Source organism: Thermoactinomyces vulgaris (assembly GCF_005886755.1).
Taxonomy (GTDB): domain Bacteria; phylum Bacillota; class Bacilli; order Thermoactinomycetales; family Thermoactinomycetaceae; genus Thermoactinomyces; species Thermoactinomyces vulgaris.
Genome location: NZ_CP039710.1, coordinates 162,501 through 186,013 on the forward strand (window position 1 = coordinate 162,501; position 23,513 = coordinate 186,013).

20 protein-coding genes, 1 other RNA gene and 1 pseudogene (1 of these 22 only partly in view) are annotated in these 23,513 nt (G+C 48.5%); 6 read left to right on the forward strand and 16 right to left on the reverse strand.

The features are described 5' to 3' along the window. The 3 genes from dnaX to ffs all read right to left on the reverse strand — a co-directional run. On the reverse strand, nt 1-1,638 hold the 5' portion of the coding sequence (gene dnaX / locus FA954_RS00955; RefSeq protein WP_037996555.1) for a DNA polymerase III subunit gamma/tau. Its footprint begins 72 nt before the window's first position; the window shows 1,638 of its 1,710 coding nt (coding positions 1-1,638); its start codon is at nt 1,636-1,638; its stop codon lies off the left edge, out of view. Nucleotides 1,639-1,776: 138 nt separating this feature from the next. After that, on the reverse strand, nt 1,777-2,787 hold the full coding sequence (locus FA954_RS00960) for a two-component system sensor histidine kinase NtrB (RefSeq protein ID WP_170151243.1): 1,011 nt from the start codon (nt 2,785-2,787) through the stop codon (nt 1,777-1,779). Between the two features lie 445 nt (nt 2,788-3,232). Continuing rightward, an RNA gene (ffs, locus tag FA954_RS00965) (signal recognition particle sRNA large type) lies at nt 3,233-3,497 on the reverse strand. Between the two features lie 193 nt (nt 3,498-3,690). Here ffs and FA954_RS00970 point away from each other — a divergent pair. Genes FA954_RS00970 through treR form a run of 3 tightly spaced genes read left to right on the forward strand, consistent with a single transcriptional unit; the run spans nt 3,691 to nt 7,699 of the window. Further along, nucleotides 3,691-5,268: a PTS transporter subunit EIIC gene (locus tag FA954_RS00970; protein WP_138614818.1), complete on the forward strand. Its 1,578-nt coding sequence runs from the start codon at nt 3,691-3,693 to the stop codon at nt 5,266-5,268. A 17-nt stretch (nt 5,269-5,285) separates the two neighbouring features. Then, nucleotides 5,286-6,977, forward strand: coding sequence for an alpha,alpha-phosphotrehalase (gene treC / locus FA954_RS00975; RefSeq protein ID WP_037996538.1), 1,692 nt, complete (start codon nt 5,286-5,288; stop codon nt 6,975-6,977). 11 nt (nt 6,978-6,988) lie between these two features. Next, on the forward strand, nt 6,989-7,699 hold the full coding sequence (treR, locus tag FA954_RS00980; protein WP_121874259.1) for a trehalose operon repressor: 711 nt from the start codon (nt 6,989-6,991) through the stop codon (nt 7,697-7,699). A 170-nt stretch (nt 7,700-7,869) separates the two neighbouring features. On the opposite strand, the gene FA954_RS00985 is transcribed toward treR, so the two are convergent. The 7 genes from FA954_RS00985 to FA954_RS01015 form a co-directional block, all read right to left on the reverse strand. Continuing rightward, entirely contained in the window at nt 7,870-8,679 is an 810-nt protein-coding gene (locus FA954_RS00985; RefSeq protein WP_037996535.1) for a lipoate--protein ligase family protein, read from the reverse strand. Between the two features lie 279 nt (nt 8,680-8,958). Then, nucleotides 8,959-9,339 (reverse strand): hypothetical protein, encoded by a 381-nt coding sequence (locus FA954_RS00990; protein ID WP_037996534.1) that lies wholly within the window; start codon nt 9,337-9,339, stop codon nt 8,959-8,961. 43 nt (nt 9,340-9,382) lie between these two features. Beyond that, nucleotides 9,383-9,910 (reverse strand): NAD(P)H-dependent oxidoreductase, encoded by a 528-nt coding sequence (locus FA954_RS00995; protein ID WP_037996532.1) that lies wholly within the window; start codon nt 9,908-9,910, stop codon nt 9,383-9,385. Between the two features lie 49 nt (nt 9,911-9,959). After that, nucleotides 9,960-11,522, reverse strand: coding sequence for a DHA2 family efflux MFS transporter permease subunit (locus FA954_RS01000; protein ID WP_049720783.1), 1,563 nt, complete (start codon nt 11,520-11,522; stop codon nt 9,960-9,962). A 38-nt stretch (nt 11,523-11,560) separates the two neighbouring features. Beyond that, on the reverse strand, nt 11,561-12,196 hold the full coding sequence (locus FA954_RS01005) for an HlyD family secretion protein (RefSeq protein ID WP_037996530.1): 636 nt from the start codon (nt 12,194-12,196) through the stop codon (nt 11,561-11,563). A gap of 23 nt (nt 12,197-12,219) precedes the next feature. After that, the gene (locus FA954_RS01010; protein WP_037996529.1) at nt 12,220-12,882 is read right to left on the reverse strand and encodes an HlyD family secretion protein; all 663 of its coding nucleotides are present in this window, start codon (nt 12,880-12,882) and stop codon (nt 12,220-12,222) included. Next, nucleotides 12,879-13,346 (reverse strand): MarR family winged helix-turn-helix transcriptional regulator, encoded by a 468-nt coding sequence (locus tag FA954_RS01015; protein ID WP_037996527.1) that lies wholly within the window; start codon nt 13,344-13,346, stop codon nt 12,879-12,881. The genes FA954_RS01010 and FA954_RS01015 overlap by 4 nt, the downstream gene beginning before the upstream one ends. An 859-nt stretch (nt 13,347-14,205) precedes the next feature. On the opposite strand from FA954_RS01015, the gene FA954_RS01020 reads away from it, so the two are divergent. Both FA954_RS01020 and FA954_RS01025 read left to right on the forward strand, forming a co-directional pair. Then, nucleotides 14,206-15,078 carry a YitT family protein gene (locus FA954_RS01020; RefSeq protein ID WP_138615198.1) on the forward strand — a complete coding sequence of 291 codons (873 nt, stop codon included), beginning with the start codon at nt 14,206-14,208 and terminating at the stop codon, nt 15,076-15,078. Nucleotides 15,079-15,254: 176 nt separating this feature from the next. Beyond that, nucleotides 15,255-15,731, forward strand: a complete 477-nt coding sequence (locus FA954_RS01025) for an SgrR family transcriptional regulator (protein ID WP_062843200.1) — start codon at nt 15,255-15,257, stop codon at nt 15,729-15,731. Here FA954_RS01025 and FA954_RS01030 read toward each other — a convergent pair. Next, nucleotides 15,728-16,714, reverse strand: a complete 987-nt coding sequence (locus tag FA954_RS01030) for a glycerophosphodiester phosphodiesterase family protein (protein WP_062843303.1) — start codon at nt 16,712-16,714, stop codon at nt 15,728-15,730. The two genes, FA954_RS01025 and FA954_RS01030, sit on opposite strands and share 4 nt — an antisense overlap. 155 nt (nt 16,715-16,869) lie before the next feature. Next, nucleotides 16,870-17,079, reverse strand: coding sequence for a BCCT family transporter (locus tag FA954_RS01035; protein ID WP_138615199.1), 210 nt, complete (start codon nt 17,077-17,079; stop codon nt 16,870-16,872). A gap of 21 nt (nt 17,080-17,100) precedes the next feature. Between FA954_RS01035 and FA954_RS01040 the strand changes: the two are divergent. Further along, nucleotides 17,101-17,268 (forward strand): annotated as a pseudogene (locus FA954_RS01040) (helix-turn-helix domain-containing protein); the annotation flags it as partial. A gap of 35 nt (nt 17,269-17,303) precedes the next feature. Here the strand turns inward: FA954_RS01040 and FA954_RS01045 are convergent. From FA954_RS01045 to xylB, 4 genes are all read right to left on the reverse strand, one after another. Further along, entirely contained in the window at nt 17,304-18,335 is a 1,032-nt protein-coding gene (locus FA954_RS01045) for an aldose epimerase family protein (protein WP_049720778.1), read from the reverse strand. A 13-nt stretch (nt 18,336-18,348) separates the two neighbouring features. After that, on the reverse strand, nt 18,349-19,725 hold the full coding sequence (locus FA954_RS01050; RefSeq protein ID WP_037997743.1) for an MFS transporter: 1,377 nt from the start codon (nt 19,723-19,725) through the stop codon (nt 18,349-18,351). Nucleotides 19,726-19,801: 76 nt separating this feature from the next. Continuing rightward, nucleotides 19,802-21,880, reverse strand: a complete 2,079-nt coding sequence (locus FA954_RS01055; RefSeq protein ID WP_049720777.1) for a beta-glucosidase family protein — start codon at nt 21,878-21,880, stop codon at nt 19,802-19,804. A 24-nt stretch (nt 21,881-21,904) separates the two neighbouring features. Then, on the reverse strand, nt 21,905-23,410 hold the full coding sequence (gene xylB / locus FA954_RS01060; RefSeq protein WP_049720776.1) for a xylulokinase: 1,506 nt from the start codon (nt 23,408-23,410) through the stop codon (nt 21,905-21,907). Nucleotides 23,411-23,513: the final 103 nt, after the last annotated feature.

Sequence of the window (23,513 nt, forward strand, 5' to 3'; positions counted from 1 at the left end):
AATGTCTTCTTGCAAAGACTCCGGTTCCGGTTGCGGGCCGCTCTTGTTACCGGAAGCCGGAAGATTCTGTGCGGAAGCTTGTTTCTTCCAATCATCCAGCATCACGGTTTTCAGTTGCATCCGTTGCCCCGTCATCTGTGAAAGAATTCCTTCAATTAAAGACTTGTTGCTTTCCTTTTCCGTCGTTTCACGGTGAATTTTGCTTTTAAAAGCAACGATCACGGCATCATCGGTGGCTCCGACCGGTTCACCGTCAATCAACCAAGCATGAACCGTGATTTTTTCCTCTTTGACCCGTTGAAGCAATTCAGGCCAGATCTTTTTGATCCGGGCTCCTTGTTTCCCGGACAGCTTCTCCAACCATTGCCGGCTGAACGCCGGTTCGGAAGATTTGACAACCGGAGAAGACGGGCCTGGACGGTTCCCGGAGGCCGGGGAAGCTTCTTCCTTCACGGCCGCGGTGTTTTTTGCCTGGCGAATCCAACTTTCCAACTTTTCGATCCGCTCTTCCAGCCTTGCCACCAGATCCGGCTCCACATTTTTTGGATCGCTTCCAAAAACATCCGCCAAACGGACCAAGGCCATCTCCAATAACACGCGGGGATGGGTCACCCATTTCATCTGCTGTTCGGAATGAACCAACACATCCAGCATCCGGGAAAGACGTTGATGTGTCAACTCCCCTGCAACCTTTTCCACCGATTTCATCCACTGTGTTCTTCCTTCGTGCTCCATCAAAGAAGGTGCGGTTTTATACATCAACAAGTCCCGGCAAACATGGATGAAATCTTGAATCAACTTTTCCGGTTCCACGCCGCTTGCAATACACTCCTCCAGCTTTTGCAAGGCGGAAGGCATCTTCTGTCCGGCCAAATCAACGAAAATTGAAAGCACCATCTCCCTCGACGCACTTCCCGTCACGGCTTGCACCGCTTCAATGGTCAAGGAATCCCCACTGAAGGCCAGCGCTTGATCCAAGAGACTCAGCGCGTCCCGCAGTCCGCCGTCGGCGGTTTGCGCAATGGAGATCAAGGCTTCTTCATCAAAGGAAATATCCATCGACCGGCAGATCGTTTTTAAACGGTTCACGATCTTTTCAAAGGAAATGCGGCGAAAAGTAAATCGCTGACAGCGGGAAATGATCGTTGGAGGAAGTTTATGCGGCTCCGTGGTAGCCAGAATAAAAATCACGTGCTCCGGAGGTTCTTCCAATGTTTTCAACAGCGCATTAAATGCTTCTGTAGTCAACATATGAACCTCATCAATGATATACACCTTGTAACGGACTTCGGTCGGCGCATATTTCACCTTGTCGCGCAGATCACGGATCTCATCCACCCCCCGGTTGGATGCCGCGTCAATTTCGACCACATCCATCAGGGAACCTTCGGTGATGCGCCGGCAAGCTTCGCATTCATTGCAAGGCTCTTTGGCCGGACCGTGAACGCAGTTCACTGCTTTGGCCAAAATCTTTGCCGCGCTGGTCTTCCCCGTTCCGCGCGGTCCGTTAAACAAATAAGCATGGGTAAGGTGTTTTTCGCTTAATGCATTCATCAATGTTTTTGTCACATGTTCCTGACCGACTAAATCCTCAAAGCGTTGCGGTCTCCAAACGCGATACAATGCCCGATAGGACACACCCAACACTCCAACTTGTTCCCCCTCAACGGGGCATATTCATGGTCTTTACTATCATACTACACTGGAAACCTTTTTTCCAAAAGAAACAACCCACTGCCTGTGGGAAAAGATCCGTCGTCTTATCGGCAGTGGGTTTTATGTTTTGATAAGCGGCAAGCAGACTTTCACCTTGGTTCCTTTCGGTCCGGACTCAATTTTGATTTCTCCGTCAATCTCCCGCAAAATCTGACGGCAAATGGGAAGTCCCAGACCGGTTCCGTTCTCTTTGGTTGTAAAAAACGGTTCATATATTTTTTCCAAAACATGAGGTGGTATTCCGGGACCGGTATCCATGATCTCCACAACCACATGTTTTCTTTTTTCATATGTTTTGAGCCGAATCGTCAGCAGGCCGCCATCTTTCATTGCTTCAATCGCATTTTTGGAAATATTGAGAAAAACCTGTTTCAACAACTCCCCATCTGCTTCAATCATCGGAATCGTCGTCAGTTGCCGTTTGGTCACCACATCAATGTTATAAAGAAGTGCTTCGTTTTTGATGATGGGCAGGATATCGTTGAAGACCTTTGTCACATTCACGGATTGGACGTTTAAATGCCGTGGTTTGCTCAGCATCAAAAATTCCCCGACAAGGCTGCTGATCCGGCTGATCTCCCTTAACATGATATCGATATACCCGTGTTCTTTCTGCTGCCCGTTCTCCTTCATTTTGTGCCCGATCACCTGTAAAAAGCCCCGGATCGCCGTGAGGGGATTGCGTATTTCATGCGCGGTTCCGGCTGCAATCTGACCGATGGTCGCCAAACGGTTGTTTTGCTGAACCTGCTGCCTCAAAAGTTGCATCTCGGTTTGGTCCTCAATCATCAAAATTTGCCCTTTCAAGCCGCTTTCACTGTCTTCAAACGTGTGAAACCGCATCAGCAGGCACCGCGGTTCTTCCCCGTCCGGGCACCAGTCCAATTCCAGCTTCCGTTTCTCTTTGCGGGAATGCAAAATCGAAAACAACCGTTCCCTGTACTTTTTCGGCAACCCCAGCTGAATCACGGCATCCCGGAACGACCGGTACATCATCTTTGACTTTTCCAGCCCCAACAGCCTTGCTGCTGCTTGATTGATTTCCACGACATTCAACCGGTCATCAACCACGATAACTCCCAAGTGGATTTTTGAAATTAACTGGACGGCCAAACGCTCATAGGGTGTCACAGGATAAAATGTGTATAAATGGATTGACCCATCTCCATTTCCTGCTAACGCCTTTGTGTTCATATTCATCATCTTCGCACCGCCACATTAAAAGCTTCCCTTCTATCCTTCGTGCTTACTTTTTGCAACGAACGATTCATTGGAATCACATGAGATCCACAAGTGAACAACTTCTCCCATCACAACCGCAAACAACCGACATCAAAATGGGAAGTTCCCATCTTTTTTGACAACAACCTGCTGTGTACGGGCAACATGCCCCAAATAATTCTACCTTTTTATTCGCTGTTTACCTTTTTCTTCCTTCTTTAAGAAAAAATTTTCCATTCAAAACCTAAAAAAAACACCTTGTGCCCAAGGTGCGTTTTTCAAAGATGTCTATGTACCGCGCACCTGTCTCCGACGTGTCTTGCCCGAGCGGCCCCTGAACCATCAGCTCAGACCAGGCACCCCTGCGGCACACGACCGGTCTCCCTTAGTGCTGCTTCCGTCAGGACCTGACACGGTTCGGAAGTGATCGTTGCGCAGGACCCGGTCATCAACACGGATGATCCAGACCAGCCTCGCACAAAGCACGCCTCGGACAGGCGTCAACCCCGTTATAGCGGATTACGGGTTACAGGGCACCGCTACCTCCCCGTCTAGCGCGGTGTATTCATCATAACACAAGCTTGGCGTCAGAATCAATGGCAGGATCAGGATTTCCCGGAACCTCCCTCCTCCATTGACAAACCTGTATAGACAGGAGTACAATTTGGTTAAATGAAAGGCTTTTCATTTTTTTATATTCCCTTTCCTGTATATACAGGCGACTGATTCCAACACGGGGATAGGAGGAAAATAATGGCGAAAGGTTTCTCTTTTGACTTTTTTCAACGTGTCGGCCGCTCCATGATGGCCGTGGTTCTCATTCTTCCGCTTGTTTCGATTTTGATGGGTCTGGGCGGTGTGATTTTAAATCCCAATGTTCAAGAATTGATTCCTTTCTTGAGCAGCAACGGCTGGCAAGTCACCGGGGAATTGATGCAACGGGCAGGACAAGCCGTTTTTAATAATCTTCCCGTCCTGTTCGCCGTGGCAATTGCCGTCACTTGGACAGGCAAAGGAATGGCTGGTTTCTCGGCACTGATTTCGTTCTTCATCATGCATACCACCCTCGGGGCGTTGATTGATATCACCGGAATCAACCTGAACGAAAAACTGCTGGGAACCGAACTTGGCATCGAAACCATGCAAATCGGTGTGTTCGGCGGGATCTTAATCGGTTTTTTGACCGCCTATCTTTACAATCGCTTTCATAAAGTGGAATTGCCCGATTCGATTTCCTTGTTCAGCGGAGAACGGCTGGTTCCCATTGTTTCTTCGTTCGGGGCCATCTTGTCTGCGGTGGTTCTTTACTTCATCTGGCCGCCGGTCGGAAACGGGATTTTTGTTTTGGGGAACTATATTGCCACCCATACCAACCCGTTGATTGTGGGGTTGTACGGCGGGATTGAAAAACTGCTCATCCCGTTCGGTTTGCATCATATTTACAACACCCCCTTGCTGTTCACGGATATCGGCGGCGCTTACACTTCGTTGGACGGCGCCCGCATCGTGGGGGACCAAAACGTTTATATTTCCCAAGTCATCGACAAACTGCGTGACCCGTCGATTGCCATTACCGGAGGCACCTACATCGCTGGGAAATTCATCCCGGTGATGTTCGGACTGCCGGCTGCGGGACTGGCCATCATTCACACGGCAAAACCGGGCAAAAAAACAAAAACCAAATCCTTGATCGTGGCGGCTGCCGTCACCGCTTTGTTGACCGGAATCACGGAACCGCTTGAATTCACATTCCTGTTTGTTGCCCCGGTGTTATATGCCATTCATGCTGTTTTGACCGCCATCGCTTTCGGGCTTGTCAATGCTTTGGGCATGCACGGCGGTTTTGCCGGCGGATCCGGGCTGATTGACTTCATCTTGTTCAATGTACTGCCCAACCACTCCAATGCATGGCTTGTCACCATCGGACTCGGCCTTGTCTTTGCGGTTATTTACTATTTCACGTTCCGGATTTTGATCCAAAAAATGAACCTGAAAACACCGGGACGTGAAGATGATAACGAAGAAACCCGTCTCCGCACCAAAGACGAGTTCCGCGAAAAAATCGGCATCCAATCCGGAAGCAAAGAAAAAGAAAGCACAAGCAGCCAAGCCGCTCTCATTTTGGAAGCTTTGGGCGGCAAAGATAACATTGTCAAACTGGACGCGTGCATCTCCCGCCTCCGGGTCGGGGTCAAAGAAATTGACAAAGTGGATGAAAACCGTCTGAAAGCATTGGGCGCCGCCGGTGTCATCAAAAAAGGCGACGGGATTCAGGCGGTGTTTGGAACGAAATCATCCATTATCAAGGAAGAAATCCAAGAGTTGATGTAGCTTACAAGGAGGTTTTTTTGTTGGCGGAATGGTGGAAAAAAGCTGTTGTCTACCAGATCTATCCAAAAAGCTTTTATGACACGACAGGGAGCGGAACAGGAGATTTAAGAGGAATCATTCAGAAGCTGGACTACCTGAAAGAGCTGGGGGTCGATGTTTTGTGGCTGACGCCGGTTTATGAATCCCCGCAAAACGACAACGGGTATGATATCAGCAATTATCACAAAATCCATGAAGAATACGGAACGATGGAGGATTTTAAAGAACTTCTCCATCAAGTGCACCAACGCGGCATGCGATTGATCATGGATATGGTGGTCAACCATACTTCCACCGAGCATGAATGGTTTCAAGCGTCCCGATCTTCCAAAGAAAGTCCGTACCGTTCGTATTACATCTGGAAAGACGGAAAGGACGGAAAGGAACCGAACAATTGGCAATCCAAATTCGGGGGTTCCGCTTGGAAACGGGACGAAAAAACCGGCCAATACTACTTGCACTTATTTGATGAAACCCAAGCGGATTTAAACTGGGAAAATCCGGAGCTGAGACAAAAAATTTACGAAATGATGCGTTGGTGGCTGGATCTGGGCGTGGACGGATTCCGGTTGGACGTGATCAACCTGATCTCCAAAGATCAGCGGTTCCCCGATGACGACGGATCCGTCCCTCCCGGGGACGGCCGCAAATTTTACACCGACGGGCCGCGCATCCACGAATTTATGCAGGAGATGAACCGGGAAGTCTTTTCCCGCTATGATATCATGACCGTAGGCGAAATGTCGTCCACGACCATCCCGCACTGCATTCAATACACCCGTCCGGACAACCGCGAGTTAAACATGGTTTTTCAATTCCATCATTTGAAAGTGGATTATCCGGACGGGAAGAAGTGGGAAACAGGCCAAATGGATTTTGAAGCATTAAAACGAATCCTTTCTTCCTGGCAGACGGAAATGCAAAAAGGCGGCGGCTGGAACACCTTGTTTTGGTGCAACCATGATCAGCCGCGGGTGGTTTCCCGCTACGGCAATGACGGACCATACCACAAAGAATCGGCCAAAATGTTGGCCACCGCCATGTATTTGATGCATGGAACCCCGTTTATTTTCCAAGGGGAAGAAATCGGCATGACCAACCCGGATTTTACGTCCATCGACGAGTACCGGGATGTCGAAACAAGGAATATGTATCACATTTTGCGGGAGCAGGGGAAAACCGAGGAAGAAGTGATGCGGATCATCCGGCAAAAATCCCGTGACAACGCGCGCACCCCGATGCAATGGACAGCGGGGAAACACGGGGGCTTCACCCAAGGGACCCCTTGGATTCCCATTGCACCGAATTACCGGCAAATCAACGTGGAACAAGCCTTAAAGGACAACAACTCCATTTTTCATCATTACAAACGTCTCATTCAGCTGCGAAAAGAGCACGATGTCTTGATCAACGGCACTTTTGAACCCGTTCAATTGGATCACCCGGATGTCTTTTCTTATCTGAGGTACGGCCGGAATGAAAAATGGCTCGTCATCAATAATTTCTTTGCTCATTCCACCCGTTGGCATCTGCCGTCTTCCCATGTGCCGGAAGACTGGAAAGGAGAATTGGTGCTCTCCAACTATCCGGATGCGCCGGACCATTTCCGGGAAATGACATTGCGTCCTTACGAATCCCTTGTTTTCCGTTTAACGAAAACCAATCATTGAGGGGAAACAAAGTGGGAAACATTTATCTGACCATTTACCATGAACTTGCCGAACAAATCGAAAAAGGAAAGTTAAAACCCGGAGGGAAACTTCCCTCCGAACATGATCTTTCCAAACAATACCAAACCTCTCGTGAAACGGTGCGAAAGGCACTGAACTTGTTGTCCCAAAACGGCTATATCCAAAAAATCAAAGGCAAAGGATCTTTTGTGTTGGGAATTCACCGGTACGACTTTCCGGTTTCGGGATTGGTCGGTTTCAAAGAATTGTTCTCCAAATTAAATAAACAATGGAAGACCCATGTGAAGAAATTGGAATTAAAACCGGCGGATCCGACAATCCACGCGGAACTTGGGTTAAAGCGCAAGGAACCGGTTTGGGAAGTTGTCCGGATCCGTGAAGTGGACGGGGAAAAAATCATTTTGGACAAGGATTACTTCCGACAGGCTTATGTTCCCGAGTTGACCAAAGAAGTCTGCCAAGATTCCATTTATGAATATCTGGAAAAACAGTGCGGGCTTTCCATCAGCTTTGCCAAAAAAGTCATCACCATCGAACCCATTACGGAAGAAGACCGGAACTTCCTTGACCATCAAAAAGAGCCTTATGTGGCGGTGGTCCGAAATTATGTCTTTTTGGAGGACAACACGCTTTTTCAATACACGGAATCCCGCCATCTGCCGGAAAAATTCCGTTTTGTCGACTTTGCAAGGCGTCATTAAAAAATCTGCCCGCGAGGACAGAAAATCAAAAACGGGTCCGAATAATAATATGAGACCCGAGACCTTCTCGCATCCGTCTGTGCTGCAGCAGGCGGGTTCATTATAACCCAATCCCTTTTTCACAGCGTTTTCCTACGTGTTTAGCCACTCCTCACCGGAGTGGCTTTTTGTCATTTTCCGTATCTTGTTTGGATCTTCGTCAACATTTCCCGAACCGGTCCTTCATACACCGGATCGTAATCATGTCTTTCCTTTTTCCGTCCGTCACCAACCACTTCTTTGACCCGCGATACAAACCGGTCAACGGTCAGATCCTGGTTCCATTCGGACAAGGCAGCCATTTTGCCGGGTTCCACTTTGGGGAAATCCGCGCTGAAATCGCCGCCTGACGCCAAATCATAAAATTGTTTCGCTTTCTTTCCTCTTTCCTTTCCGTTTCCTTCCACCAGAACAAATGCCTGAATCACAAAGGCCCGGATCTGTCTCCGCTGGGCAATGCCGCAAAACTTCCGCCCGTCAATGCTTAAATCATAATCCCCCGGGCAGTAGGATCCTTCGATTTCCCCTTTTTCAACGGGGGGAACCAAAGGTTTTAAACACTCCCGCATCAGCTGATACATGATTTCAAAGTCTTGTTTGATTTCCACTTTTCCCCTTGGTGAAGGCAAAATCAAAGAAAGATTGACCACCCCCGGATCCAAAGGAACAGCGGCTCCCCCGGAATTTCGGACTCCCACACGGGAACCAAGTGATTCCAACCAACCGATCGCTTTTTCAGCATGAGGCAATTTCCGGTCCCGGATTCCCAGGATAAAAGCATTTTGATGCCGCCAAATATGAAGCACCGGGGGAAGATGGCCGCTTCCCACTTCCTTGCAAAGAATTTCATCCACCGCAAATGGATATAAAGCCTGGCCGGTTAATAAACCGGCAGAGGTATCGATGATTTCCCGAACCTTTTTGTACGCATTTTGTCCCATTCGCTCGTACTCCTTTTTCTTTCAACCAAAATACCATGCTTCCCATTCATGCACAGCATTCCGGTTCCCTTCGGTTATCGTTCCATCCAAATCCAACCAGCCAAAAGTATAGCCCATTCCTCCTTCCGGCGCCATGGGAAGAATGACCATCCTGAATAATCCGCATGAAGTGCCCGTCCGTGAACCTCTTTTCAACCAAGGGATAAAACCGGCAACCGATGGGAACACTAATAAAAAACCACCCTGCATTTCACAGGGCGGTGCATTCCGGGACTTCGTTTACCGGTTGGATTCCTTATCTTGATTCAATTGCTTATGCATCGAACGAAGAACTTCCCGGTATTCTTGGTCACTGTACCGGTCGGGATCCCGGGGCGGCTCTTCTTTCGTTTCCGTATCTGTTTGTTTTTTCAAGCTTCTGCGCAAGGCTTCCCGATACTCATCATCGGTCATGGTGTATCCGGAGGAATCCGTTTCTTTCCCGGTCACTTTTTTCGCCGGAGATTCATTGTTTTGAGGCGCTTCTTTTTGGGACGGGACCTCCGCGGTTCCCGCCTGCTCTTCTTCCTCAACATTTTTCCCGGCACGGGAATTGATGGCATACAACACTATTCCGCCAAGAACAATGAGCGCCCCGTAAAAAAGAATCAAAAAAGTCAATCGACTCCCCCCTTTTGTTCCGGGTTTAAAGCATATCAACTTTTTACTTCAACTTTTTCGCAACGTTGGCCACACGGCGTCCCAATGCTCTTCCGAGTGACAAGTCATTTTCGCCCGGTGAATCTTCTTCCCCATCCGTGACCGGACAAGTCACAGACAATCCGTAATAAGAGCCCAACATGACATTTTCCGGCAAATTACTCGGCAGTCCGACAATAATCATTCCATTATGAAGCATCGGCGTAATCAAATTCCACAATGTCATTTCCGCACCGCCGTGCAGGGTTGCGGTCGTGCAGAAAACCGCTCCCACTTTTCCAATCAATTTTCCGTTCGCCCACAGATGTCCCAAACGGTCAATCCATGACTTCAATCCGGAACTGATTGTTCCGAAATGGCCGGGGCATCCCCAGATGATCGCATCCACATCGTTTAACTCCCGCACATCGGCTTCATTGACGTGACGGAGGATCACCTCCGCCCCTTCCACTTCGCGTGCGCCCTCTGCAATCGATGCGGCCACTTTTTCCGTATGTCCGCTTTCACTGTCATATACCACATAAATCTTCATGAATCACTTCTCTCCCTTCCACGACATTCCGAGTAATTTCAGGAACCATTCAACCGGATACTTTCTTGTCTTTCCGCACATCCCGCAAGAAGAAACTCAAAATCAAACCAATAAACGCAAAAACGGTGGCCCAAACAAAAGCATCATTGATTCCCAAAACTGAAGCATGTTGGGCAGCTTGCCCGTACAATGTGCTGGTCATCAAACTTTGTGCTTGTTCCGCCGGCAAGCCGACAGCTTGGGCAAAACCGCTCAGTGCCGAATAAAAATGATCGCTGTAAGCCGGATCCATCATATTGGCTTGATCCGCCAGTTTCCCTAAATGATATTGGGTGCGGATGGAAAAGATCGTCGTAAACACACTGATTCCAAGTGATCCGGCGATTTGCCGTGATGTGTTGGCCATCGCCGTGCCGTGACCGTTCATCTCTTCCGGCAATTGGTTCAAACCGGCCGTCATAATCGGCATCATCAACAGGGACATTCCGAAAGAACGGATCATATAGATGATCAAGATCCAAGTATAACTGGTTTCCAGGGTTAAATGCGTAAATTCATAAGTGGTCACCGTGGTGATCAACAGCCCGATCACCGCCAGAGGACGGGGCCCCACTTTATCAAACAACACACCGGAAATCGGGGACATCAACCCCATGATAATCGCTCCCGGCAGCAGCAATAACCCGGATTCGAAAGCGGTAAAGCCGCGCAGGTTTTGCAAGTAAATCGGAATCAAAAACATGCCCGCAAACATGGCAATGGTGATAATCGCATTAATCACGCTCGACAGGGTAAACATATCAAATTTAAACACGGAAAAATCGAGCAACGGTTTTTTCGAACGAACTTGCAACAGCACAAACACATAAAGGAAGAACACACCCAGCACAAGGGTGGAAACCACCACCGGATCATCCCAGTCTTTGTTCCCGGCTTCACTCAATCCGTACAGCAACAGACCGACGCCGAGCGAAGAGGTGACGGCCCCCCAAAAATCAAATTGCGGCTTGGTCTCTTTTCTCAAACCATCTTTTAAAAGGAAGAATGCAAAACCAATGACGATCAGACCAAGCGGCACCATCCCGTTAAACAAAATGCGCCAATCGTAATGTTCAATGACCCATCCTGACAACGTGGGACCAATGGCCGGGGCAAAAATCATCCCGAGCCCGAACAGACCCATTCCTTTTCCGCGCGCCTCCGGCGGGAAAATATGAAGGGTCACCACCATCACCAGCGGCATCAGGATTCCGGCACCAACCGCCTGAATCAGACGACCGATCAACATCATGGAAAACGTGGCGGCCAGCCCGCAGATGAGTGAACCTGCTGTGAAAAACACCATCGAAGCGATGAAAAGCCGCCGGATTCCGTAACGGTCAACCAAATAAGCGGAGAAGGGAATCAAAATCCCGTTGACCAACATATAACCAGTGAGCAACCATTGTGCCGTGCTTGCCGTCACATTGAATTCATTAATCAAACTGGGAATGGCCACATTGAGCAAAGTCTGGTTCAATACCGCCAAAAACATTCCCAGCATAATCACGATCATCAGCGGCAAATGCTGTCGGAATCCGCCGCCGTCCGCTGTATTTTGATTCGCACTCATTCTTTTCCTCCTTTCCTGACAAATCTGTTTAAATCAACTTATTTATGAATGAGGATCGTTGCATTCATACCCGGCACCACGGTATCCGGATAGCTTTCCATTTCAATGACCACCGGAATGCGTTGGACCACTTTGGTATAATCACCACTGGCGGTTTGTTGCGGCAACAGGGAGAAGACGGAGTTGGTCGCTTTTCCGATTTTCTTCACCGTTCCTTTGATTTTGGTGCCTTCTTCCGCATCGATCTTAATGTCCACTTCTTGTCCGACACTTACATCTTTAATCTCGGTTTCCTCGATGTTCGCTTCAATGTAAAGTTTGTTCAAATCCACCATTTGGACCAAGGTTTGGCCTGCGGCAACCATTTGCCCCTCAGAAAAATCGCTTTTCACGATGGTTCCGTCCATCGGAGCTTGAATGTCCACGGTTTGCTGTCCGGTGTTTACTTTCCCCAGAACCTGACCGCTTTTCACTTGTTGCCCTTCTTCAACCTTCCATTCTTCCAACTTTCCGTTTCCGACCGAAGCCACCGGAATCAAATCCCCTTTTACCCGGGCATCTTCGGTTTCAATATAATTGGATTTCATATAATAGAAGTAATAGCCGCCAATTCCCAATCCCATGATAATAAGGAACACAAGCGCATTCGTCAAAACAAGACGTCCTGTTTTCATGAGCCATCACCTTTCCCCTTGATTTAAGACTGTATTTTCACCTCAGCATTCATTCCGGGCATCAAATTCACGTTGATTTGGTCATCAAAGACGATTTGTACCGGAACACGCTGAACCTTTTTATTTTCATTTTGGCTGTCCGTGCTTGCCGATGGATTGGTGAAATCCCCGGCCGTCGAACCAATCTTTTGCACTTTTCCTTTAAAAATGCGGTCTTTGAAAGCATCCACCGTAATGTCCACTTTTTTGCCCGGTTTGACCCGGTCGATTTCTGTCTCATCAATGTAAGCAACGATGTATTTGTTCGATAAATCGGCAACCATCGCAACCGGTTGTCCCGGTCTGACCACCTTTCCGGGAACGGCATTGCTTTTGACAAGGACACCCGAATATGGCGAAGTAATGGATTGTGTCAACGGAGCATCGGATTCCTCGTCAGACGGCCGGCCGGACTGCAGAAGCGTCTCCGTTCCCAGGATCTGACCTTTTTCCACGGAATCCCCTTCTTCAACCGCCCACTCTTTCAGCACACCGGCCTGATCCGGATAAACCGGAACCATCTCTGCCGTCACTTGGGCAATTTCACTGGTCACATAAAGGGATTGATTGGTAAGATAGTATCCCGCACCGATAACCATCCCCAGCACAAAAAGGACCAAAATCAAGTTGTTCACCGCACGCTTCAATGCTTTGTCCCTCCTTTCTCCAACCGGTTTTCGTGTACCCCCTCGATAAACCTTTGCATATTTTCAATGAATCGCTCCATTTCCTCAGAAGAAAGATTCAACCTTTTGACATGCGCATAAATCTTGTTTCTCTGGGAGTCGGAGAGTTCATCAATCATCTCCCGGCTTTTGTCCGTCAGCCGGATCTGTACGATTCGCCGGTCTTTCTGATCCCGTTTCCTCAAAACCATACCCATCTCTTCCAAACGCCCGATCATTCCGCTCAGTGAACTCAGCGGTATATCCAGATGCTTGCTGATCTCCACCAGCGGGGAGGCTCCTTTGACATTGAGAAAATGAAGAACCAGCGCATGGGAAAAAGTTAAATGATGTTTTTTTAATTCTTCCCGCAGCAAGAGGTGACAGAGCGCCATTATTTGGTGAAACAGGCCAATCAAATTGTCCATTTGATCATCACGAATCACAATCACCTCCCCCAGGGAAATGATGTTTCGATTATCGAATGATTAATACAATAAAATATTAACCTGCATAAGTCAATATGCGTCACAAGATGTTCAACAACCATCCAAAATTACTTCGATGACCGAATGATTCATATCATAAAATATCAACCTTTCAAAGTCAATCACATCATCAAATGATTTGGATCTCTTTTTTCCGGTGCCACATAAAAGGAAAAACATGGATTAGAGGAATTGTTCTCTTTTGCAGGGTTTTGTTGGAAACCACGTTTAAATATTTATTTTCTATCTTGTAATAAAAACCCTCTTTTTTTATTTCTTTTCTATCCTCTCGTTTGAATCCAATCGTTTTCTGCTTTTTTCAAAAGGAAAAGAACGAAATTAATTCATATGGAAAATTATTCAGCCACCTTCCCATTCGCTTCAATTTGTTTTAATATGAATATGAATAATTTATTTTTTATTTAACAATTTATTTTGTTTATTGGATATATTCATAATGATAAGTGAATAATCTTTGTTTTTTCGGGATAATCCAAAAAAAGAGGGAGAGATCAACCATTTCCATCCATATCAAGCATATTTTGTGCGAAAAAAACCGCTTTATTAATGGATGATCTTGGAGCCCAAAAACCGAACCGCCTTCCGGTTTCATCCTCTGTACATTGGTTTTAATTTTTAGACATTTAAATATTTAAAACACGTATGAAATAATTGTGATATAATTAAAGAATCATTGTTATGGAAAGAAATTGAAAACCTCGCCATTCCCCTTTTTTGTAACCTGATCCCCTCTTGGATAACACACTGTCAAAAAGGGGTTGTGAATCATATGGAGTTATTAACTTCTTCCAATGAAATGGAACAAATGGAAAAGCCGAGAAAGTTGATTTGGTTAAATACTATCAAAAGAATTTTCTTTATTTTGGTCGGTGCCTTTTTGTTTTCGCTCGGTTTGGAAGTTTTCCTCGTACCCAATCAGGTGATTGACGGCGGCATTGTCGGTATCTCGATCATCATTTCTCATTTAACCCAATGGAATCTTGGATTGTTGTTAGTCGTTTTTAACCTTCCGTTCCTTTTCTTGGGGTATAAGCAAATCGGGAAAACTTTTGCTTTTTCCACCATGTTTGGGATTGTTGTGATGTCCGCGTTTACCAACATATTTCATCACGTTCCGGCTGTAACCAAAGATCCGCTTCTTGCCGCCGTGTTTGGCGGAATTATTCTGGGAGTCGGAGTCGGTCTGGTCATCCGGTACGGCGGTTCCTTGGACGGAACGGAAATCCTCGCCATCCTCATCAATAAGAAAGTTCCTTTTTCCGTCGGTCAAATTGTGATGTTCGCCAACCTGTTCATTTTGAGCAGCGCCGGCTTTGTCTTCAGCTGGGATCGTGCCATGTACTCTTTGATCACTTATTTCATCGCTGTTAAAATGATTGACATCGTCATTGAAGGTTTTGAAGAAATGAAATCCGTTTGGATCATCAGTGACAAAATCGAAATCATCGGCCAAGCGATTTCCAACCGTTTGGGACGCGGTGTCACTTATTTGGCCGGGGAAGGCGGCTACAGCGGAGAAAACAAAAAAGTGATTTTTTGTATCATCACAAGGCTGGAGGAAGCGAAATTAAAATCCATTGTCGAGGATATTGATCCGAATGCATTTTTGGCCACCGGAAACATCCATGATGTGCAGGGCGGTTCCTTTAAAAAGAGAGATATTCACTAAGAGGAAAAAATTCAGAGGCGATCAGGTTATTGAAAAGCGGGATAAAGAGGCGTGTCCGGAGGGCACGTCTCCATTTATACCCTCCGCGGTGGATGAGCCCGGGAACTCAGGTGGTAAATTTCCGGCCCTTCCGTTAAGATGATTTCAAACAAACCGATTGGCACCAAGGTGATGGCATGAATATCATCGAGTATTATTTGTTGCTCAGACTTCAATATCAAGAGTACCGTTGTCATCAATCGTTTTATGTCAGTTTGAACGAATTGGCCCGGGTCTTGTGTTGTTCCACCCGCAACGTAAAACGGTTGTTGCGAAAAATGGTGGATGACCAACTGATCTTCTTTAAACCGGGCGGCGGGCGCGGCAAACGCTCCAAGTTGCAATTCAGACGGCCGCTACACCATGTATTCCCTTTATACATACAATTTTTGATTCAACAAGGACAATTCCGGGAAGCCGTCCGCTGGATCAAAAGAGAAGGAATCCCGGCAAAAGTGCGCGAGCAGTGCTATCGCGAACTGCTCCGTCACTTGAGCTTTCCCGGAATTCCTCTTCATGAAATCAACGGGTTTCAACAACATCCCTTTCCGGTGACACCGACCATGATCGCTTCTTCCACCGGAAAATGGTATCTGGTGGAACGAAATGATTAATCCTTAAAAAGCGGGGCCATGCGATCAATCCGGTTTGTCCAGATCCACCGGTTGTAACCTTCGGGGAGACGGTATACATCTTCGGCTTGGTCAAATCCATCTGAAAAGCCGCCGCTTCCCTTCACCAGAATCACCCGGGTGTCCACCCGGTCCATCCTTTCCAGGAACCGGTCAGGCCATCCCCACAGCCAGGGAGCGATCTCATCCGGAATATGAATCTGGGTTTGCCGGCAACTTGCCGGGACATAACCGCTCCAACCCACGGCCAGATAAGAAAGCAGGCAACTTTTCAATGATGCTTTGCTCATCGTGCGGAGCTCCGGAAGCTGTTTTTGCAATTCTTCCACCGGTTGGTCTCCGCCATACACCGCCAATTGACGGAGGCGGTCTGCAGGGAGCGATTTAAGTTTTTCTGCAAGCACGATTCCCTCTTGGGGATCATTGCTTTTCACATGAATGAGCAGCATTTTTCCGGGGAAGGCCTGAAGCACTTCGTCCAGTGACGGCATCAAGCCGACGCCTTTCCCGCGAAAGGGATGCGTTTTTCCCCCATCGGCCGTATAACCATACCCCACATCCAATTTCTTCAGTTCATCCATGGTATAATCGCGTACTTTCCCCTTGGCATTGGTCCGGCATTCCAGCATATGATCATGGAACACGGCAAACTGATGGTCTTTGGTCAGCTGAATATCCAGTTCGACCATGTCCGCTCCGGCCTGAAAAGCCGCACGCATGGAAGGAAGCGTGTTTTCCAGATAAGAATGTTCCGGCGGATGGATCCGCTCGGCGGTGCAGGTGTCATTTTCCACCCCCTCCAAGTCAAAGGTTTGTGCCAGCCCGCGATGAGCCATGAGATACGGATCGCCAGAACGCGGTTTTGCCAAAAGAGAAGTGTTGTTGACATAAACCAAAGAGACGAACAGCAAAAGAACCACAAGAATCCAAATCCATTTGCGCTTGCTTTTTTTGATTCCTGCCAATTCCCTTTCACCCTTTCCTGTGCATCGTCCGGTTGAATGATTCCTTTGTTTATCATAGCCGGCCGGCTGAATAAAAAAAGATCCTTCTTTCCCCGCTTTTGTCCCCTTTTTCAAGCAAAAAGCGGAAAGGTGTTTTCTCCTTTCCGCGCACAACCTTAACCTTTCTCTTGCCTTAAGGATTTGATCAGGGAAAAACTCATCAAAATCAATATGATTGTAAAGGGAAGAGCTGAAATCAAGGCGGCGGTCTGCAATCCTTCCAAGCCGCTGCTGATGATGAGAACGGCCGTAATGGCGGCCATCAACGTTCCCCAGATGAAGCGGCGCAGGATGGAAGGATCGGAGTTCGCGCCGGATGTCATCATCCCCAGCACAAATGTTGCCGAATCAGCCAAACTTCCCGGGCCCTCAATTTGCACCGGCAATCCCTGGTGTACCGTCTGCGCAAAATTGAATCGTTGACCGGACGGTCCCTGGAAAATCCCGATGATCTGTTTCTGCTTGACCTGAGTATCAAACTGTGGACCACGGGAATGGTTTTGAATCAGAAATAAAAAAAAGCGGCCCGTTAGGGCCACGCCATCTGCCACTATTTGATTCCAAACGAAAAAACCGTTTTTTTGCGGTAAACTTCATCCCTCTTTAAAAGCACGGACGGAAACCTCTGATCATGCAAGGAGGCAGGCGATGCTTGTGTTTCAAAACAAACTCCCAAATATTTTCTCGACCATCCCCCCGCCAGCATCCGGTCCTTTTTCATCTGATTGGATGTATACAAGACCATCCCCGGCTGGTTTGTAATGATTTGCATCATCCGGCCGCTTTTTATTTCTTCGACTGACACGCATCCCGGGTTGGAAGCAAAGAAAAAATAGTGGTCATATCCGCCGCCAACCATCCGGTTTTGCGGATGGCTGCCGGTAAAACCGTCTTTCAGATTTCGTCCCTGCCCAAAATCAAACGGGGTTTGGCGGACGGAAAGGATTCTTCCCGTCGGAAGCAACGCTTCGTCCAATTCCGCAAAACGGGAAGCATTCATCCGCACCCGGTGGTTTTCAACGGTATCCTTCAAGTTCCCCGACAAATTAAAATAGGAGTGGTTGGTCAAGGTAACCGGGGTCGTCCGGTCCGTGACAGCTTGATAATCCATGACCAACTCATTTTTCCGGTTCAGCCAATAGATCACCGTTACTTTGACGTTTCCGGGATATCCGCTTTCTCCGTCTTTGCTTTCATAACACAGCTTCACGCCGACACCCTCCGGTGTTTGAAGCGGTTCCGCTTCCCAAATCACTTGGTGAAACCCCTGCGATCCGCCGTGCAAATGATTGTTCCCCTCATTTTTTTCCAGTTTAAATGTTTGATCATTCCATTGAAATTCGGCCCCTTGGATCCGGCCTGCCACCGGCCCGATCAACGCCCCCAGATAATAAGGATCCGTCTCATAATCCTTCTCCTTTTCATATCCCAAAACAATATTTTCCACTTTGCCAAAGCGATCTGGGACCATGATTTTTTGGATGATCCCGCCATAATTTAATACATGGATTTCAATTCCTTCCCTGTTTTGGAGAATGAATTTTTTCCATTTTTCGTGGAGCCGGATGGTTTGAACATGCACCGGATTCCCTCCCTCAATGATTTCGGCTTTGAATTTCCTGTCTGATTTTCGGCATTTTTTTCTCATAATCCAACAACATGAGCACCCCGAGCATCAAGAGAATGACGAGGAACGGAAAATACATAAACATCGACTTGATCGCGAAAACGGCACTTTCCGACTGGACGCCGGCATTGGCCACGTACCCTCCGATTTGCAGGGCCCAACCGACCAGAGCGGAGGTGAGTCCTTGTCCGATTTTCATGCCGGCGCTGGTCAAGCTGAAGACCGAGCCTTGAACCGGCACGCCGGATTTCCAATAAACCAGATCCCCCACATCCGCCACGATGGCACTCAGCCCTGCCTGCAAGGGAACCAATCCGATGGCGTTGATCACAATGCCGATAATCAAGGCGATTAAATTTTCGGAAAACACCATCATGATCAAGGACCCGGCGGCTGAAATCAACAACCCGTAACAGGCGCTTTTTTTCATTCCGAATTTACCTACCACATACGGGGCAAAAAAGAGTCCCGCCAGCAAAGGAATCAATCCGGCTGTGCTTAAGACGCCCATCAGATTCGGCTGATGGAAAATGTAAGACGCATAATAAATTCTTGCCCCTGTTTCCGTTTGGCGCAGATACCACAACAAGTACAAAATCAAAGCCAGAATAAAGTATTTGTTGGTAAACAGCACCTTCATGGTCGGGAAAAAAGAGGTTTTGGTTTCTGCTTTTTTCTTTTTGGCCACATTTCTTTCTTTGACAAACCAACCGGTGATCATCAGGGGAACGGCGCACAGCATCCCGTAAATGGCCGCGGTGACGGTCCAACCTTGCTGGCCGCCGCCGAATGTTCCGACCAACACGGTGGTGAACGTGGTGATAATCCATACCGCCGCATTGGCGAAAATAAACCGGATGCTTCCCAAAGCGACACGGTCTTTTTCACGGTTGGTCATGAATGAGGTCAACGAAGCATAAGCGACATTGTTCGCCGTGTAAAAAACCGCAGAAATTAAAAGATAAACCGTAAAAATATAAGCAATTTTCCAAATATCACTGATATCATCCGGCACATGAAACAACATGAATGTCAGGATTCCGAGAACCGGAGCCGTCCAAAACACCCACGGTTTGGCTTTCCCCATTTTTGTCCGGGTATGGTCAATGATGTTTCCCATGAACAGATCCGTGAAGCCGTCAAAAATCCGGGCAATCAAAATAATCGTTCCGATCACCCCGGCTTGAATCCCCACCGTATCCGTCATGTAAATCGTGATAAACGAAGCGATGAAGGTCCAACTGAAATTGGCACCGAAATCCCCGATCCCAAACGTCAGTTTCTCCAGCATTGTCAACTTCGGGGTTTCCCCGGCCTTCGGTTTGTACTCCCTGATGTGTTCCATACAAATCCCCCAAACACTTTAAATTTTGGTTGGGACACGGAAAAGACCCGTCCGGCCTTTTCCGCGCGCAAAAGAATCACAACGTGACCTTGCCTTTGATCAAATCCCGCTCATGGCTGCTGTTTCCGATATAGACTTCATACTCCATATGCTCCAGCTCCCACTGGCGGGTTTTGGGATTAAACCACATCAGCTTATCAACGGGGCACCGGATCTCCACTTTTTTGGCCTCTCCCGGTTGAAGGCGGACGCGTTCAAACCCGCGCAACACTTTCACCGGCCGGTCCACTTTGGCCTGGCTGAATCCGACATACATCTGGATGACTTCATCCCCCGCCCGGTTTCCGGTGTTTTTGACCGTACAGCTGGCAGTGACCCACCCGTCGCCGGCGGAAAACCCGGCATCATACAGATCAAACGTGGTGTAAGACAAGCCAAACCCATACGGCAAAGACGGTTCGACCCCTTCTTTTTCCAATTTGACATAACCATGGTCATATCCATAGACAATCTCATCGGCTTCCCAATCGACCGGTGGGAGATGGCTCTCCTTTTTGGGGACAACAAACGGCAGCTTTCCGCCGGGATTCACATCGCCGAATAACGTTTTGGCAATCGCAGTTCCGCCTTCCATCCCCGGATAATAAGCCATCAGAATGGAGGAAACGAAATCTTTCCACTCCTCGATCATGATCATGTTCCCGCCGATCAAAACGACTGCAGAATTTTGATTCACCGGCCCCACGGCTTGAATCAACCGGATCTCTTCTTCATGGAGCCCCAAGGACCGGACCCGGTCTCCGCCCACCGCATCAAACCCGGCACCGATGGCGGACAATCCGCTGTCATCCTGAGCATTGTTGATATATTCACCTTCATCATCATGGTCATAGCCCACCGCAAAAATGACCGCATCCGCCGTGGCGGCCAATTTTCGGGCCCGCCCGATGTCTTGTCCGTCATCAAAAATCACTTCGGCACCGGGGACAATTCGCCGGATTCCTTCCACCGGTGTCACCACATATTCGGGATAAACCCGGCTGGAACCATGATCGCCCGTATTTTCTTTGCTCCCCAGCCGGCCGATTACTGCGATGCGCTTGCAACGTTCTTTGGAAAATGGAAGCGTCTCATGCTTGTTTTGTAGCAGGGTCATCGACTTTTCCGCCGCTTCCAGCGCCAAAGCAACATGTTCTTTGCAGCCGACAACCTCTTCGCCGTATTTTTTTTCATCCGCTTCCGAAAAAGCCAGAAGCGTCCGGACAATGCGCACGGCGGCTTCATCGATTTTCTTTTCGGGAACTTGGCCGTTTTTGACCGCTTCCACCAATTTTTCGCCAAAGTATTTCACAGCGTTCATTTCGATGTCCATCCCGCCGTTGGCCGCTTCAACCGTATCCCGGACTCCCCACAAGAAGTCGCTGATCACAAATCCGTCAAAGTCCCATTCGCCTTTGAGCACCTGATTCAGCAAATAATCATGATGTCCGCAATACGTTCCCCGGTATTTGTTGTAAGCACTCATCACACAAGCCGCCCCGGCGTCGATCACGTCTTTGAAATGGGCCAGATACACTTCCCGTTCCGTGCGCTCGTCCGCTTTCACATTGACCGTAAACCGGGCATTTTCCATGCTGTTAAATGCAAAATGCTTGACGCAGGCAATCACGTTTTCACTCTGGACTCCTTTGGCCAGGTGAGAGCCCATCACCCCCAGATGGAACGAATCCTCCCCGTACGTCTCCTGGCTCCTTCCCCATCCGGGATGGCGCGGAAGATTGATGCAAACTCCCCCGAACAAGTTCCCGCCAAGTGCTTTCACTTCTTTCCCGATCGCCTGTCCGATTCTTTCTTCCAAGTCTTTGTCAAAGGTCGCCCCTCTGGCCATGGAAACCGGGAAACAGGTGCTTCGATTTCCCGACACCGCCCCGCGCGGCCCGTCGACAAACTTGACGGCCGGCACGCCCAGGCGTCGGTTCCCACCCGCTTCATAAGGAACTTCATTGTAGCGGATGCCTTTTTTGTCTTCCTCAACCAAGTCTTCTCTCGTCAAATTCCCGCTCATCAGATACACTTTTTCTTCCAAGGTCATTTGGCTGACGATTTCCTTGGCCTTTTCGGTGAAAGATAACCGGTATGCTTTGTCTGCCTTCACCTTCGCATCCTCCTCTTTAAAAGATCATCCTCCATGGCGGAACGCCTGCAATTGACGGCTCAGTCCGCTGGTAGCCGGATAAATTTCCCGGTAGATCCGAAACAGTTGCCGGTATTTTTTCACGTTTTCCGGAATCGGCTCGTAAACCCGTTCCTCTTTGACGAATTGCTCCGCACATTCTGATAACGATTCAAACCAGCCGCATCCGGCAGCCGCCAGCATGGCCGCTCCCATCCCCGGGCCTTGTTCGCTTTTCAGTTTCACGACTTTGGCCCCGAAAATATCCGCCTGCATTTGCAGCCATGTTTCATTTTTGGCCCCGCCGCCGATGGAGATCACCTGATCCACCTTTTTGCCGTTTGCACGAAACATTTCCACGGATTCATTCAGCGAAAAGGTGATTCCCTCCAACACGGAACGGACCAAATGCTCCTTTTGATGCGAACTGTCCAGTCCGATCCAACTTCCGCGAATCAAGGCATCGGCATGCGGTGTTCGTTCCCCGGCAATATAAGGGGTAAACAGCAGGCCGTCCGCCCCGGCGGGAATCCGGTCGATCCCGTTTAACAGTTCGTCAAAATCCCCGTCGTTGGCTAAGACCTCTTTCAACCAGGACAAACTGTACCCGGCGGCCAACGTGACGCCCATGGTGTAAAACGCATCGGGGGCGCCATGGTTAAAATAATGGACTTTTCCGCCAAAGTCTTTGGTTCCGTCTTTTTCATACGTTAAAACCACTCCGGAAGTCCCGATGCTGACAAGCGTTTTTCCTTCTTTTAAAATTCCGGCCCCAATCGCGCCGCAGGCATTATCCGCCCCTCCGGCAAAGACGCGGGTCGCCGGCGACAAGCCGGTCTCTTTTGTGATTTCCGGTGTGACCGTACCGACTTCATCTACCGAGTCAATAAGTGGCGGACACAGGCGCATGTCCACCCCGACCCGTTCCCCGATTTCCCGGCTCCATGTTTTTTCCGGCACATTCATCAAAAGGGTGCCCGCCGCATCGGAATAGTCCATATGAAGTTTCCCGGTGAGCTTAAAGCGCACATAATCTTTGGGCAGGACAAAAGCGCCGGCTTTTTGATACAAATGTGGTTCATGCTTTTTCACCCAGAGGAGTTTCGGCAAGGTGAACCCTTCCAAGGCCGGGTTTTTGGTGATTTCGAGCAACCTTTCTTTGCCCACCCGCTCTTCGATCTCCCGGCATTCTTCCGTCGTGCGCGTATCATTCCACAAAATGGCGTTTCTCAGCACTTCCAGGTTTTCATCCAGCAGCACCAAGCCGTGCATCTGCCCGGAAAAACTGATCCCCTCAATGTCTTCGGGATCCCCCGCAAATTGGTGCAAAAGCTCTTTTAATCCGCTGATGGTGGCCTTCACCCAATCATCCGGGTTTTGTTCGCTCCACCCAGACCTTTCCTGAATCAGCGGATAGGATTTGGAGACTTGTAATACCACTTCCCCCGGCTTGTTGACCAGAAGAAGCTTGACTGCACTCGTCCCCAAATCGACACCGATGACATATTTCATATTGAACCAGCTCCTGTCTCCATGTTGCCTGCAGGTTTCTTTCAACCGCAAATTTAGAAAGAATATTATGCCATTTGACGGAATTTCCTGACATCCCGGAAAC